General features: G+C 58.0%; 16 protein-coding genes. 6 read left to right on the top strand and 10 right to left on the bottom strand.

Annotated features, from left to right (window positions below; genetic code table 11):
- Positions 1 to 201: 201 nt before the first annotated feature.
- The gene (locus LKE08_RS15230; protein ID WP_324705094.1) at positions 202 to 1,206 is read left to right on the top strand and encodes a cation diffusion facilitator family transporter; all 1,005 of its coding nucleotides are present in this window, start codon (positions 202 to 204) and stop codon (positions 1,204 to 1,206) included.
- 65 nt (positions 1,207 to 1,271) lie between these two features.
- Here the strand turns inward: LKE08_RS15230 and LKE08_RS15225 are convergent, their stop codons facing one another.
- The 7 genes from LKE08_RS15225 to glyA form a co-directional block, all read right to left on the bottom strand.
- Positions 1,272 to 3,794, bottom strand: a complete 2,523-nt coding sequence (locus LKE08_RS15225; RefSeq protein ID WP_324705093.1) for an HDIG domain-containing metalloprotein — start codon at positions 3,792 to 3,794, stop codon at positions 1,272 to 1,274.
- Between the two features lie 137 nt (positions 3,795 to 3,931).
- A complete protein-coding gene (locus LKE08_RS15220; RefSeq protein WP_324705092.1) occupies positions 3,932 to 4,852 on the bottom strand; it encodes an ADP-ribosylglycohydrolase family protein in 921 nt (306 codons plus the stop codon).
- Positions 4,853 to 4,858: 6 nt separating this feature from the next.
- Entirely contained in the window at positions 4,859 to 5,314 is a 456-nt protein-coding gene (gene aroQ / locus LKE08_RS15215; RefSeq protein ID WP_324705091.1) for a type II 3-dehydroquinate dehydratase, read from the bottom strand.
- A 38-nt stretch (positions 5,315 to 5,352) separates the two neighbouring features.
- On the bottom strand, positions 5,353 to 5,493 hold the full coding sequence (locus tag LKE08_RS15210) for a hypothetical protein (protein WP_324705090.1): 141 nt from the start codon (positions 5,491 to 5,493) through the stop codon (positions 5,353 to 5,355).
- A gap of 244 nt (positions 5,494 to 5,737) precedes the next feature.
- Positions 5,738 to 6,994 carry a competence/damage-inducible protein A gene (locus tag LKE08_RS15205; protein ID WP_324705089.1) on the bottom strand — a complete coding sequence of 419 codons (1,257 nt, stop codon included), beginning with the start codon at positions 6,992 to 6,994 and terminating at the stop codon, positions 5,738 to 5,740.
- A gap of 44 nt (positions 6,995 to 7,038) precedes the next feature.
- Complete coding sequence (locus tag LKE08_RS15200; RefSeq protein WP_324705088.1) at positions 7,039 to 8,097, bottom strand: MraY family glycosyltransferase; 1,059 nt, start codon at positions 8,095 to 8,097, stop codon at positions 7,039 to 7,041.
- Between the two features lie 135 nt (positions 8,098 to 8,232).
- Positions 8,233 to 9,516: a serine hydroxymethyltransferase gene (gene glyA / locus LKE08_RS15195; RefSeq protein ID WP_324705087.1), complete on the bottom strand. Its 1,284-nt coding sequence runs from the start codon at positions 9,514 to 9,516 to the stop codon at positions 8,233 to 8,235.
- A gap of 278 nt (positions 9,517 to 9,794) precedes the next feature.
- Here glyA and LKE08_RS15190 point away from each other — a divergent pair, with 278 nt between their 5' ends.
- The 3 genes from LKE08_RS15190 to rpmF all read left to right on the top strand — a co-directional run bounded on the left by LKE08_RS15190 (position 9,795) and on the right by rpmF (position 10,874).
- Positions 9,795 to 9,992, top strand: coding sequence for a hypothetical protein (locus LKE08_RS15190; RefSeq protein WP_324705086.1), 198 nt, complete (start codon positions 9,795 to 9,797; stop codon positions 9,990 to 9,992).
- Between the two features lie 95 nt (positions 9,993 to 10,087).
- Entirely contained in the window at positions 10,088 to 10,552 is a 465-nt protein-coding gene (locus tag LKE08_RS15185) for a Tic20 family protein (protein ID WP_324705085.1), read from the top strand.
- A gap of 142 nt (positions 10,553 to 10,694) precedes the next feature.
- A complete protein-coding gene (rpmF, locus tag LKE08_RS15180) occupies positions 10,695 to 10,874 on the top strand; it encodes a 50S ribosomal protein L32 (RefSeq protein WP_324705084.1) in 180 nt (59 codons plus the stop codon).
- 180 nt (positions 10,875 to 11,054) lie between these two features.
- Here the strand turns inward: rpmF and queA are convergent, their stop codons facing one another.
- Positions 11,055 to 12,179 carry a tRNA preQ1(34) S-adenosylmethionine ribosyltransferase-isomerase QueA gene (gene queA / locus LKE08_RS15175; RefSeq protein WP_375341433.1) on the bottom strand — a complete coding sequence of 375 codons (1,125 nt, stop codon included), beginning with the start codon at positions 12,177 to 12,179 and terminating at the stop codon, positions 11,055 to 11,057.
- 381 nt (positions 12,180 to 12,560) lie between these two features.
- On the opposite strand from queA, the gene LKE08_RS15170 reads away from it, so the two are divergent.
- Positions 12,561 to 12,950, top strand: a complete 390-nt coding sequence (locus LKE08_RS15170) for a hypothetical protein (protein ID WP_324705082.1) — start codon at positions 12,561 to 12,563, stop codon at positions 12,948 to 12,950.
- A gap of 36 nt (positions 12,951 to 12,986) precedes the next feature.
- On the opposite strand, the gene LKE08_RS15165 is transcribed toward LKE08_RS15170, so the two are convergent.
- Positions 12,987 to 13,418, bottom strand: a complete 432-nt coding sequence (locus tag LKE08_RS15165) for a YraN family protein (protein WP_324705081.1) — start codon at positions 13,416 to 13,418, stop codon at positions 12,987 to 12,989.
- Between the two features lie 94 nt (positions 13,419 to 13,512).
- Between LKE08_RS15165 and LKE08_RS15160 the strand changes: the two genes are divergently transcribed.
- A complete protein-coding gene (locus LKE08_RS15160) occupies positions 13,513 to 14,016 on the top strand; it encodes a pentapeptide repeat-containing protein (RefSeq protein ID WP_324705080.1) in 504 nt (167 codons plus the stop codon).
- A gap of 525 nt (positions 14,017 to 14,541) precedes the next feature.
- On the opposite strand, the gene LKE08_RS15155 is transcribed toward LKE08_RS15160, so the two are convergent.
- A complete protein-coding gene (locus tag LKE08_RS15155; RefSeq protein WP_324705079.1) occupies positions 14,542 to 14,712 on the bottom strand; it encodes a hypothetical protein in 171 nt (56 codons plus the stop codon).
- Between the last annotated feature and the right edge of the window lie 62 nt (positions 14,713 to 14,774).

Below are 14,774 nucleotides of genomic sequence, written 5' to 3'. Positions count from 1 at the left end.
AGGAGCCGTGTGAGGTGAAAATCTCATGCACGGTTTTGAATGGGAGGGGGAGAAGGTGACTTCTCTCTCGACCCCTAATAAATTAGGGCGCAAGACGCCGCGCCCCTACAATCTAAAATTCCTTCCCCAACAATTCTTTCCCGGTTGTGGGGTGCGATCGCCCGAATTATCGTTTGAATTGAGTTCAAACCAGATGCCTCGATGAAGCGTTTTGAGTCCCCGAGTTGTTATTACTGCCAGTCGATCGCCTTTTCCACTTCCCCCCACAAATTGCGGCTGTTGGGCATCGCGTTGATGTCGATCGCCGGTTTTGCCGGAATTGAAGCTGCGGTGGGGTGGGCGAGTCACAGTTTGGCGCTGGTAGCCGATTCCGGTCACATGGCCGCGGACGGGTTTGCGATCGCATTGGCAATTTTTGCCGCCTGGACGGCCCGACGATCGCCCCACAACCCCGAGAAAGTCGGGATCGAGGTTTGGGCCGCATTGGTGAACGGGGTGGGACTGGTGGTTATGGCCGGCGCGATCGCATTGGAGGCAGTCCGACACTTGCAACACCCCCCCGAAACCATCCTCAGCGGGCCGATGTTCGTCACCGCCATCGTCGGGTTGGGGGTGAACGGCTTCAACCTCCTGCTGCTGCACCGAGATAGTCAAACGGACATCAACCTGCGGGGAGTCCTCCTCCACGTCGCCGCCGATACCCTGAGTTCCGTGGGGGCCATCGTCGCCGCGATCGCGATTTGGAAGTGGCACTGGAATTGGGCCGACGGGGCCATCGGTTTGGGAGTGGCGACGGCGGTGGGTTTGGGGGCCGTGCCCCTGATCCGCCGCAGTTTGGAGATGCTGCTGACATCCGGTTTCCCCGACGGGGATGAAAAGGCCGTGGCGGCGGCGATCGCGGAATTTGCGGGGGTGGCTGCGGTCGAAGATCTCGCCCTGGAGGCGATCGCACCCGGTCATCGATTCCTGACGGCGACCCTAAAAATAGAAGCGGAAGGGGAAAATCGCGATCGTCTCATAGCCCAAATTCAAACCGCCCTCGGCCAAAACTTCGGCATCGAAGAAGTCCGCCTCCACCTCACCCCCGTCGCTTCCCCCGAAAAACTCGGTTTCCTGGAATTGGGACAAACCGATCTGGCGTCCCTGATCGCCGGAAAGTATAGCAGTGAGCGCTCATGTCGTTACAAAACCCAGAAAAGGGAGTAGGGAGTCGGTCGTAGGGAGGAAACTCAAAGTATCGACTTAGACACCTTGATCGCCCATTTCCCCCGTCAGCGGGAGCCGAACACCCCCTTGGGGTAGGCGATCCGCTTGTGGTTGACCTGTTCCCACACGCGGACGAAGATTTCGGCAATTTTTCCCATGTCCTCGCGGGTGAGTCCGGAATCGGCGAGTTGGTTGTCCTGCCAGCGGGCGCGGAGAATTTTGTTGACCATCTGCAGGGCTTCTTCGTGGGTGGCATCTTTGAGCGATCGCAACGCCGCCTCGCAGGAATCCGCCAGCATGACGATCCCCGTTTCCCGAGACTGAGGCCGGGGTCCATCGTAGCGAAAATCCTCTTCCCTGACGATCAGATCGCCATTTTCCTTAGCCCGCTGCTGGGCCTGGTAGTAGAAGTAGGCGATCAACATCTGGCCCTGATGCTCCGGGATGAAGGCCTGAATCGCTTTGGGGAGGCGACATTTCCGAGCCATCGCCAGCCCTTCGCTGACGTGTTTTTTGATGATGCCCGCGCTCTTCCAGGGGTCGTCAATGGCGTCGTGTTTGTTGGGTCCGCCCATCTGATTTTCGATAAATCCGAGGGGGTCGTGCATCTTGCCGATATCGTGGTAGAGTGTCCCGGTCCGCACCAGTTCCACATTGCAGCCCAGGGCCCCCGCCGCCGCCTCCGCCAGGGTCGCCACGAACATCGTATGCTGAAACGTGCCGGGGGCTTCCGTCGCCAACCGTTTCAGCAGGGGGCGGTTGGGGTTAGCCAGTTCGGCCAGCCGGATCGGCGTGATCAGGTCGAAGACGTGTTCCAAATAGGGACTCAACCCCAAGGCCACGATACTCCAGGCCAACCCTTCCAGGGACTGCAAGGCGACATCGCCCAGCAAGACGTACCAAATGGCGCTGGCCGTCGAGCTGACCATGAGGGTGACGACCAGGTAAATCACCCCCTGAGTCAGGCCGACGCCGCCGCCCAGGAGGGCCAATTCTTCGCGCGATCGCAACTGTCCCGCCAGCAAGCTGCCCAAAATCCCCCCCGCCGCGCTGGCCACCAGGGGGATCATCTCAATTTCCATGCCGACGGGCAAGATTGCCGACAGCAGGCCCACCACCGTCACCCCGACGGCGGACCCGTAAAAACTCCCGGTCAACAGGCCCACGGCTGGCAGGCTGGTGGCCGGCATTTTCAACAGCACCAACAGTGGCGTGCTCACGGTCAACAGCAGCAACAATAAGTAATCCCGGCGGCGCAAGCCGGGGCGAAAGCGCCTTTGCACCAAAAGCACGATGCCGATGGCGCCGCCCACCAGGCACACGAACCCCATCAATCCCTTCCAGTTGACGCCCCGTTCGCTCTTGCCGAAATAGTCGAGCGCCACAAATTGCCGCTGGGTGATGGTTTCCCCGGCGGTGACGATCACATCCCCCTTCTTGACGTTCACGATCACGGGTTCCACCTTTTGGGCGGCAAGTTCGGCGCGGCGGCGGGTCGCCACCGGATCTTTGATCAAATTGGGTTTCAGGAATTCGGTCAAGACGCGGTGGGCAAACCCTTGGGTTTGCAGGGGGACCTCATCGACATCTTGGATGTGCAGGCTGACCGCCTGTCTGAGAATGTCGTCGGGCAGCCCCGGGGCGATGCCTTGGGCCAGCATTTCTCGCGCCACCGACCGCAGGCCCGATTGAGTCCGCAGCCACACGGTATCGGACACATTCAAGATCTCGCGATCGTAGAGTTCCTCCTCCCCCGCCGTCTGTTGTTCCGACAGGAGGTTCAAGGCCTTGGCATAGTCGCGGCGGGCGTCCGAGATTTTCGAGATCACGGCCGTGAAGGCTTCTTCGGATGCCCGCATCCGGTAGCGGTCGAGTTGCAGGTCAGCCTGTTGCCGGAGTCGCTCGAACTCCACGTCGCCGGCAAACTTTTCGGTGGCCGATTTTTTGGCTTCGGGGGCTTCCGGGTTGACGAGATTGTTGGCGATGCTGCTTTGCTCGACGCGATCGAGCAGTTCTCGCCACTGCCATTCGGGCAGGCTGCGAATGTAGATCTGCGTGTCGGTCGATAAAATGCCGGTATTGGCGTAGGGAAAGGGGCCGGCGACTTTTCGCAACCGATCGACCTGTTCGATCACCGCCCGAATTTTTTGCAGGATGTCGCGGTCGATGGTCGGGTCGATGACCAGCACCGAGACTTCCCCGATTTGAGCGGCCCGCCGCTTTTCTTCGGTGGTTTTTTCGTCGGGGATGCTGGCGTCGAGGGGGGCGACGAAGGTTTCCGGGGCTTGGCGCCCCACCGATAGTTTGGGTTGGTTGTAAAAGCGCACCCCCATCACGCCGGTGAGGGAGACGACCGCCACGACCAACAGTAGGGGGGAACCGACCTGGGGCGATCGCTTCGTCTTCAAGTTGGAGCTGCCGCCGGTTGGCCCAGCCTTCGCTTTGGGTTGCTCCTCGGGCGATCGCCGCGATCGATTTCGAGACGGGCTGCTATTTCCGGCCTCAACCGTTCGTTCTCGCGATGACGAGTGGCGAGTCTGACTGCGAAGCCGTTCGATCTGTCGCGTGATTGACTGGAACCTATTCATCTATATCGAATTTTAAGCTGGACGGTATGGGTCGAGCAGCCGTATCATAATTAATTCTAAGGTATCGATTTCAAATTTTGGACTCCCATTTTCCGCCAAGGAGGCACATGAGCGAGGTTGGGGCGATTTTTGTCTCCCTAGAAAGTTTGGGGGACCGCCGTCACCACCGGATTCGGGAAATCGGAGGGGCCGGCTGACGGTTCGATGCCAGCCCAGGTGTCCGCTAATGTCTTGGCGAGCCCGAGGAGCGTCCCTTCGTCGATGTGAGTGTCTCCGTCCCGGGCTAACCGACCGGCGGCTCGAATGCCGGACAGACCGTTGTGGGCGCCCGACAGGACGGCAGCGAGGGTCGCCGTCAGCCCGGGTTGCCACCGCACCCGCGCCGCCCGTCGCAGCGTCAAGTCGGGGTCGAGGGGGGTGCTCGCAAAGCAGTACAATCCCAGGGCCAATGCCGCATCCTCGGGGGCGGGGAGGCGGTTTTCCATCTCCGCGAGGGTGGCGGATTGAGTCAGCCCGAGGTGCACCCGTTCGAGTTGTCGCCGCAGGAGCGTTTGCGGAGATAATGTCTCTAACAGGGACGGCAGCAGGTGCCGGGTATCGGCCGGGGTTCGCAGGATCTCGGCGATCGCAGCCCCCATCGCCAGCATCGCCGCTTCCCGTTCGCCACTCTCGGCATCGGGCCAGAGTTCGGCGAGTCGCCCCAACTGCCGCCGGAGTTCCGCCGCATCTTCGTGAAACAATAGGATGACCGGGAGGGCAATTATCGCGGCTTCCCCCGGTGTCGGGGCGGACGCGGGATTTGACGTTTCAGTTGGCAAAATTTGACGGCGGCGGGCGACGTCGAACCGCCGGTTTTGAATTAAACTTTCGGTCAGGGCGATGACCGACGCCTGCCAATTCCGAGGTTCGGATTGAGGGCGATCGCGGGACTCGACGCCCGAACACTCGGCCCCGGAACTGACGGGGGATGCCGGCCGCAGCCATCGCTCGGCGAGGTCGCCGCCAAGGATGGCTCCCAGCAAGGCCCCCTGAAACCGTTTCGAGAGTGGGTAGTCCATGAAGATTCAGCTTTGAGCGTCCGATCGTGATCGCAGGTGGTTGACCAGCGCCCTCAACCCCAAACCATAGCTGTCGGCCCCGAACCCGCTGATCTGACCGATCGCGATCGGGGCGATCAATGAGTGGTGTCGGAAGGGTTCGCGGGTGTAAATATTGCTGAGGTGAACCTCGACGGTGGGAATTTGAACGGCGGAAATGGCATCCCGCAGGGCGATACTGGTGTGGGTGTAGGCTCCGGCGTTGATCAACAAGCCCTGGTGATGTCCGGCTGCGGCGTGAATGGCATCCACCAAGACTCCTTCGTGATTGGATTGCCGAGTCACAACCTCGACTTTGAGCGACACCGCCTCCTGCTCTAGCAGTCGGTCGATATCGCTCAAGGTCGCTTTTCCGTAGATACCCGGCTCCCGCTTACCCAGCAGGTTCAAGTTCGGGCCGTGCAGCACCAGAATGCTCAACAATTTTCCAAATCCTTAGTGGCTGCTTTGTACTCAATGGCTTACCGCCGCCGGTGGGGATAATCTTTGACGGGAACAGGAATCGGTTCTGCCTCGGGTTGCGCTTCCGGACCGAGTAATGCTTCGATTAGCTCACGCGCCCATTCCCTCAGTTTTTCCAGCACCTTTTCAATGTATTCCATTGCAAAAATGGCTCCTTTTTACAGATCGGCGAGTTGACTTGACTGACGTTTGATGTTCTTCACGATTCAGGCAAGCCCGACTTTTCTTTTTAGGAACGGGCAAATCTTGCGCTTGCGGTGTCTGCCCTCGGCAGAACGGATATGCCCGACGATGGACTAGCAGACTAGCCATAGCTCAATCATAACGAATCTTCATCAAATTATGCAAGGCAAGGGGGAATTGACCCTGATTAATTGTCAATTATCACCGATCAATTGTCAACTGACGCCGCAGCCAGTCGATCGCGTTCCAGATGCTCACCCGTCGCACCCAAGTCCGCTCCCGCCGCACTCCCAGGCGAAATTCCCGGGCTTCCACCGTCCCGTCCGGCTGGGCGAGTCCGATATAAACCAACCCCACGGGTTTGGTTTCCGTCCCCCCGCCGGGGCCGGCGATGCCGGTGACGCTCAATCCCCAGTCGCTGCCGAGGCGCGATCGCACCCCCGCGGCCATCTGTTCGGCGACGCGATCGCTCACCGCCCCCAACCGCTCCAAATCGGCGGGATTCACCCCCAATAACTCTTGTTTGACGCGGTTATCGTAGGCGATGATCCCGCCCCAAAAATAATCCGAACTGCCGGGAATCTCCGTCATCATCGCCCCCAATCCGCCCCCCGTGCAGGACTCGGCGACGGCGAGGGTCTGCCCCCGCTCCCGCAGCAGTCGGCCGGCCGCCGAGGCGGGGGTGTCTTCGTCGATGCCGTAACAGTCCAAACCCGCGATCTGCCGGATCTCCGCCTCCACCGGGACGATCGACTCCCGGGCGATCGCTTCCGATGTCGCCCGGGCCGAAATCCGCAATTTGGCTTCCCCATAATTTGCATAGGGTGCCACCGTCGGATTGCCCAACTCCAGCAGGTGAGACACTTTTTCCGCCAAACTCGACTCCGAAATCCCCCAAAACTTCAGCGTGCGACTGTAAATCGTCTGGCCGCACCACCCCTGTTCTCGCAGGTAGGGGACGGCAATTTCCGCCCACATCCGCTTCATTTCCGCCGGTACCCCGGGGAACGTCAGTAATGTGAGGCGATCGCCGCGAGGTTGCCAGATGATGCCCGGGGCGCTGCCGATGGGATTGTAGAGGATATCGGCCCCTTCGGGAATCAAAGCCTGTTTGCGGTTGCTCGGCGCCATCTCCCGCCCCCGTTGGGCGAACTTGTGGGCGATATCTTCGAGAATTTCCGGTTTTTCAATCAGGGGAGTCTCGAAAAAATCGGCGATGGTTTCCACCGTCAAATCGTCGGGCGTCGGCCCCAAACCGCCGGTAAAAATCAGCAGTTGGGAGCGTTCCGAGGCGATCGCGATCGCCCGTTTCAGCCGTTCCCGGTTGTCCCCCACGACGGTTTGAAAATAGTGGGGGATGCCCAACATCGCCAACTCTCGTCCGATAAATTGGGCGTTCGTATTGAGAATGTCGCCGAGCAATAATTCCGTCCCGACACAAATAATTTCAGCACTCATGGATTCAGCCATTCAACGCAGGACAACACCGAAATTTAACGATTCTATCTCACCCGTTTGAGCGCCTTCCAACTGGTATAGCCCAACAATCCCGTCGCCCCCAGGGCGTAGGTCACGCCGCTGGGAAAACCGGAGAACGCCAACGCCAAACTGCCCACCCACAGCGTCAGGGAATAGATAAACAAAACCGTCAGCCGTTGTGACAAACCCGCCTGCAGCAGTCGGTGGTGGAGATGGCGGTTGTCGGCGGCGAAGGGGGACTTCCCGTGTCGCAGCCGTTCAAAGATGACCGCCGACATATCCAAAATCGGAACCGCCAAAATTAGATAGGGGAGCAGGACCGCAGTGACGGCGGTGGTTTTCACCAAACCGATCACCCCCACCCCCGCCAGGGTGAACCCCATAAAATAGGAGCCGCCGTCCCCCATGAAAATTTGGGCGGGGTTGAAGTTATAGCGCAGGAACCCCAGGGCCCCCCCGGCCAGGGCGGCGGCGATGAGGGCGGCGGCGGGTTGGTTCATGAACAGGGACACGATCAACATGACCACGGCGGCGATGCCGGAAACCCCTGCGGCCAGACCGTCGAGGCCGTCGATCCAGTTGATGGCGTTGGTCATCCCCACCAGCCAGAGGACGGTGACGGGCAAACTCAGGAAGCCGATATGGACGAGTCCGCCGAGGTAGGGGATGCCGAGGAATTCGATGCGGACGCCCGCGCCCCAGGCCAGACTGGCGATCGCGGTTTGCAGCAGCAGGCGGGTCAGGGGGGACAGGCCGAAGAGGTCGTCGGCTAACCCGATCAAAAAGAACGCCATACCGCCGACGGTGACACCCCAAATTTCATATTCTTGCTTCGGGGCGAGGGGTTGGCCGCCGGAGTCGATGAAACCGCCCAACCCCCAGACCAGTAGCAGCGCAACCAGGGTCCCGATGAAGATCGACACTCCCCCCAAACGCACCATCGGACGCTGGTGTACTTTGCGATCGCACGGCAAGTCCACCCGCCCGCTTTTCAGGCCGATTTTTTTGACGATCGGCGTACTCCAGAGAACGATGACGGCAGAGATCACAAAGGCGAACAGATGATAAAAAGGATAGGGCATCTGAAGTTGTGTTTTGGATGGGAGCTAACAGCAGGTTCAGGCAGAGTCTACTATATTTCGCCCTGATTCTGACACCCGATCCTCGCCAATGGGGAAAGGGCGATCGCACCCCTCCCCGGCGGACTCCGCAACCCGTCACGTCAAAGCCGGGACTTTGATAGTGAGATGGGGGTAGAGGGGGAAGCGATCGCACAGTTGGGCGACGCGACCGATGCAATCGGCTTTCACGGCTTCGTCTTCCGGGTTCAGGAGGCGATCGGCGATGATATTGCCGATTTCGGCAAATTCGGCGCTTCCCATGCCCCGGGTCGTCACGGCCGGGGAGCCGAGCCGCAGGCCGCTGGTGACGAAGGGGGATTCGGGGTCGAAGGGGACGGTATTTTTGTTGGCGGTGATGTTGATTTCGCCCACCAGGCGATCGGCCACTTTCCCGGTCATCCCCACGGAGCGCAAATCCACCAGCATCAGGTGGTTGTCCGTCCCGCCGGAGACGATTTTCAAACCCCGTTCCTGCAATTGGGCGGCTAGGGCCTTGGCATTTTCGATCACCCGGCCGGAATAGGTCTTAAATTCGGGCTTCAGGGCCTCTCCGAACGCCACGGCCTTTCCGGCAATTACGTGTTCCAGCGGTCCCCCCTGAGATCCGGGAAACACCGCTTTATCGAATTTTTTGCCCAATTCCGGATCGCGGGTCAGGATCAGACCGCCCCGGGGGCCGCGCAGGGTTTTGTGGGTGGTGGTGGTGACGACATCGCAGTAGGGGACAGGGTTCGGATGGTGGCCGGTGGCGACCAACCCGGCGATGTGGGCGATGTCGGCGAGGAGGTAGGCGCCCACGGCGTCGGCGATTTCCCGGAATTTGTCGAATTGGATGGTGCGGGGATAGGCGGAGTAGCCGCAGACGATCAGTTTGGGTTTGTGTTCTTTGGCCAGTTCCAGGATGCGATCGTAGTCGAGTTGTTCGGTTTCCGCGCTGACGCCGTACTGGCAGACATTAAACCACTTCCCGGAGACGTTGACGGGGGAACCGTGGGTCAGGTGACCGCCGTGGGACAGGTCCATGCCCATGATCGTGTCTCCGGGTTTCAGCAGGGCCAGGAAGACGGCGAAGTTCGCCTGGGCACCGGAGTGGGGCTGGACGTTGGCGTGGGCGGCGTCGAACAGTTCCCGGGCGCGATCGATCGCCAGTTGTTCGATATGGTCGATAAATTCGCATCCCCCGTAATATCGCTTGTTCGGGAGGCCTTCGGCATATTTATTGGTCAGAACCGACCCCTGGGCCGCCAATACCGCCGGGGAGGTAAAATTTTCGCTGGCGATCAGTTCCAAATGCTCCCGCTGACGCCGGAGTTCTTTGCCGATCAATTCGGTCACGGTCGGATCGGTCTGAGCCAGGATGTCCAGGTTGGTATCGCTCACAATCAATTTCCCTTTCTGACAAATCTTAGGATGTTGCAGTGAACGCGGTCGCGAATATCCGCTTTCGTGTCGGCATCGAGATCTTGCCGCCGCTCTCGGCGAGAAGGGTAAAGCGTCCCACGTCCACAAACTAACGATCATAACTCGCTTTCCTTCAGACTTCTAGTTGGAACGGGCGGCTTGACAGGAATGTTAAGTTGTGAGTCACTTTCTCGGGTTTGGCGGGATCGTGAAATAAAATAAAAGGGCAGGTTAAGAAATCGGCCGGAGGGATGATAATGTTAGTGATGATGATGGAAAATCAAATCATTGAGCCTCACCAAGTTTGTCAGGGCTGTTTGCTGGCCGATCGCAGCGGTCAACCCCGGTGGCGCGGCGGACACCTCACTTGCGGACACTTGATCCGCAAGCCCGGGGACAACAAACCCGGCCAGTACGAGTGCGAGATGGGATTCCGCATCGCCAATATCGACTGATTTCCTCACTTCGGAGAATAACTTCCGGGCATCGCTGCGCTATCCTGAGTCTAGAGATTAATTTTCGTTAACTGACGCACTCAGGAGAGGTGACTATGAATTGGCGCGGGACTACCACCGTTCGCGATCGCATTTTTGCTTGTCTGCCCTACTTGCTGCCCCTCGTGTATGGGCTGACATTCGGTCAATTTTTGTTCAGTCAATTTCCCATCCTACAGATCATTCTGATTCCTCTGAGTCCCCTACTGTTCCTCTACCGCATTCCCTTTGCCGGTCTGATCGTTTTCTTTGCACTCTTCATGCTGGTGGTGCGGAATGAAAACATCCCCCATTTCATCCGTTTCAATACGATGCAGGCGATTTTACTCGATATTATCGTGATCGGCTGCAGTTTGATTTTGAGAATTATCCCCTTGCAAGGGTTCATCCAAGAAACGCTCTACAACATGGTCTTTTTGGGGATTTTGGCATCGGTGATTTACGGGATCGTCCAATCCGCGCGGGGACAGTACGCCGAAATTCCGACGATCTCCGATGCGGTGTATATGCAGGTTCGGTAAGGAAGCGGGAAAATAGAGTCCGCGATCGCACCCCGGTCATCTCGGCAAAAATTCTCGGCGCGATCGCACTCCGCCCGCTCCTGAACGGTGGGGACGTGCTATTATAAGAGTTTGTCTTGTTGATTTTGAGTAAAATCCTCTCATGGCTGTCCCAAAGAAACGAACCTCCAAGTCCAAACGGAATATGCGAAAGGCGACTTGGAAGCGCAAAGCGAGATTACAAGCTGAAAAAGCTCTCTCCCTCGGGAAATCCGTCCTCACCGGCCGTTCGGCCAGCTTCGTCTATCCTTCCAATGAAGATGAGGAGGACGACGAAGAGTAGGAAATTGGCGATCGCGCGATCGTTAGCCGGATGTCGGTTCGTGCCGATGTCCGGTTTTTGTTTGGGGAGTCGGGAGTCGGGAGTGGGGAGTCGGGAAACGTTGTTGGGCTTTAGCCCCCCACAGATACCGAGGCGCTAAAGCGCAACAACGAGAAGGGTGTTGATTGCTGTTGTTGGGCTTTAGCCCGATTGCAGAACCGCTTCGGGTAGGATCAGCATGGCGTCGCCGAAGGAGTAAAAGCGATATCGGTTTCCCAAGTCGTTTTCGGGCTGTTCCAGGGCGTCCTGATAGAGCTCTAATAGTCGCCGCCGGCCGATCAGCGCCGACACCAGCATCAGCAAGCTCGATCGCGGCAGGTGAAAATTGGTGATCAGTGCGTCCACCATCCGCCAGCGGTAGCCCGGATAGATAAATAAATTCGTCTGGCCGCAATAGGGTTGAATCCGGCCGTTTTCCGAATTTTGCAGCGTCGCCGTCCCCTCCAGGGTCCGCACCACCGTGGTCCCCACGGCGATCACCCGCCCGCCGCGATCGCGGGTTCGAGCAATTTTCTCCGCCGTCTCCGGGGGAACTTCGGCCCATTCGCCGTGCATCTGGTGGGTGGTGATGTCCTCCACTTCCACGGGGCGGAAGGTCCCCACCCCGACGTGGAGGGTGACGAAGGCGCGATCGATGCCGCGTTGTTCCAATCGTTCAAATAGGGTATCTGTGAAGTGTAACCCCGCCGTCGGTGCGGCCACGGCCCCCGGGCGATCGGCGTAGATGGTCTGGTACTGTTCCGGCAACGCCCCGGAGTCCGTGACGTAGGGCGGAAACGGGATCTGGCCGAATTGGTCGAGGCGGGAGATGAAAGATTGACCTTCGGGAACCTCGAATTTCAGCAGGCGTCCCCCCGTGTCGGGATCGATTTCCAAAACGGTCGCCCGGAGTACCTCATCCCCGGTTCGGGAGTCGAATTCCAATTGAGAACCGAGTTTGAAGCGTTTTCCCGGCTTCACCAACGCCAGCCAACAATCGGGCGATCGCTCCTCCAACAGCAAAATCTCGATTGCGGCCCCGCTACTCTTGCGGCCGTAGAGGCGGGCGGGCAGCACCTTGGTATCGTTGAGGATCAGCAGGTCTCCGGGTTGCAACAGGTCGGGGACATCCCGAAACAGGCGGTGGCGGTGGGAATGGGGCGAATCCACCACCAGCAGGCGGGAAGCGTCCCGGGGCACGACTGGATTTTGGGCGATGCGATCGGGCGGTAATTCGTAGTGATACGCTTGCAAACTTGTGTCCGAGTTGTCCACGACTCCAGTCACTCCTAATCCTGAATTTCTCGCCCCCACGACAAGTTGGGTAGAAACCCCCATGCCAGATCGGGGGCTTTTCCCCTAGTAAAAAGGGCGATATCCCACGAACATATAAGTATAGCCTTGTCACATTGTCCGATCGAGCGACTGCATCCGTATCAATACTCATTGACCCGATGCAGTGACGGTGAGAAGGGAAACGGCGAACTGAAACCCATTCCCGAATCGTTCGAGAACATCGTATCAGTTTGAACCGCCCAGTTTCCTTGACACGCGATCGACACTGACAGCAAGGAGCGATCTCGTCCATCTGTCGCTCGGTTGCAGACTATCGGAACTAGAAGGTTGCAGCCAGATGGCGGGACACACCAAGACGCGGGAGAAGACCTCATGGAATATCTATACTACATTGCCAATACGAGTCTGACACTCAGAGTTGTGGATTTTCTGCAAACTCAAGCTCACCTGCCGGTCAAATTTATGACCGTCATCCATCAGATCGATGGCTGGATTATCAAAGTCAAGATGAGTCAGTATCTGACCCCCCACCAACACGGCAATTTTCGGGCGTTCATGAACGAACTCGGAATTCCCTACGAACCCGACATCCGCATTCAAATGGCCCTGTGGGGACTCGAAACGGGACAATCTCCCCTGAGTGTCATGCGCCGCTATCAGGTGGCGGTGGTGTCCCACGGAATCCCCAACCGGGAGGACATCGAAGCATTTCGCACCCAGTTTGTCCGGGGTCTGGGTTACTGCCCCGAGGCGCTGGCGTAGCGCGTTTTAAATTGACCTTCACCCCGTCTTCTCGCCCTAGCAGAATGCCGATTCGAGATAATTCTGGAGGGTGAGGTGATATCCCTCTATCGGGATGGGTAGGCCGGGTTCGATCGCCGGTGATGGCGTCGATACCCGGTCTTTTTTCGTGGGGCGATCGCACCGAACCAGGGCCACGTCGAACCGGCAGGGCCGGGTACTCAGGTCGGGGCGATCGCTCAAAAAGTGTTCGGCCGTTTGAATCAGTTTCCCCTGTTTGGCGGGGGTGATGGCCAGGGCGCCGTCTTCGTCCCAATTGCCCCGACTCCGGGTTTTGACTTCGACGAAAATGAGGGTGGGGGCGCGATCGGCGATCAGGTCGATTTCTCCCCAGCGGCAGCGATATTGGCGGTGAAGGATTTCCCAACCGGTTTGCCGCAGCCACCGGGCCACCAGTTCTTCCCCCAACTCTCCGATTTGGCGCGACATTTTCTGTCCTCCCGATCGCTTCCCCTGTACACTAAATCCTAAATGATAGATTTTCCATACACTCGATAGCATGGGTTTTTCTTCTCGAACCGCTATGAACCGGAGTATTATTTCGCGCATCGGTGCGATCGCGCTGAGTTTGGCGATCGCGATCGGACTGGTCGCCGCGGCCTTCACCCCCGCCCCCGCCCGGGCGGAAAATTACGAAAAGCAGACGCTGATCGATATGGATTTCTCCAACCAGGATCTCAAGGATTCGGAGTTCGACTTCGCCAACCTCCGCCGCAGCGACTTCAGCCACAGCGACTTGCGGGGTGTCAGCCTGTTCGGCGCCAAGCTGCAAGATGCGAACCTGGAGGGGGCTGACCTGCGGTTTGCGACCCTGGACACGGCCCGATTCATCCGCGCAAACCTCACCGATGCGGTGCTGGAGGGGGCGTTCGCTTATAATACCGATTTTCAGGGTGCGATCGTCACGGGGGCGGATTTCACCGATGTCCTGTTGCGGCGGGACCAGCAGGAAATGCTCTGCGAGGTCGCCGAGGGGACGAATCCAGTGACGGGACGGGAAACCCGCGAAACTCTGTACTGCGATTGATCGGTCAATTGTAGTCCAGTAGTGGACTGATACACCTTAAACGGTGGGTTACGGCGGATTGCTATATTGCCTTCACAGCATCAGTTTCAGCCGCCTAACCCACCCTACACGAAAGCACATTTTTAGCCGTGCCGGTTCAGTCGGGGGGGTTAGGCGCGGCAGTAATTTTTCGGAAAAATCCACAACTTTTCATCCGCGCCGTAACCCACCAATTTCCCATGAGGTTTAACCACCATAACGGTCAATCATGAATCTTCTATCGGGGCAAAAACAAGGGAATGTTGCCCCTTGTTCGCCCCCAGTCGCCATAATTGGATGCAGATGATTGGGGAGTTTGTGGGATGATAAAAAGCGATCGCATATTGAGATTTGGGTTGAATTACCAGGCCCGCTGAGGAATTGATTCCTCAGCTAATAGCGAAAATGGGAAATAAAAAGCGATCGCACACCTATTTAAAATTCCCTTGAACTACCATAATGGTTAATACTGATTAAAACATTGGTGTCTATAGTGGTTTCAATAACTCAAACCAACCCGGCGATCGCTTGAAGGTTTCCTTGTCCAATTTTCTGTAAACTATAAGTTGCCTCTCTGCGAGTTTCTTCATCCTCAGTGGTTTCAACAACTTGAAGCAATCCGGCAATAGCTTGAGGATGTCCGACACCAATTTTCTCTAAACTATTTGACTGACTCATCGCCTCTGCCAGGAGGCATTCCGATTATAACAAAAGTGCGATCGCGCGATCGCTACCACCGT

This window comes from Lyngbya sp. CCY1209, assembly GCF_035615495.1.
GTDB lineage: Bacteria > Cyanobacteriota > Cyanobacteriia > Cyanobacteriales > Microcoleaceae > Limnospira.
The sequence above is the reverse complement of the archived record's forward strand: the minus strand, read 5'-3'. Positions and strand labels throughout refer to the sequence as shown.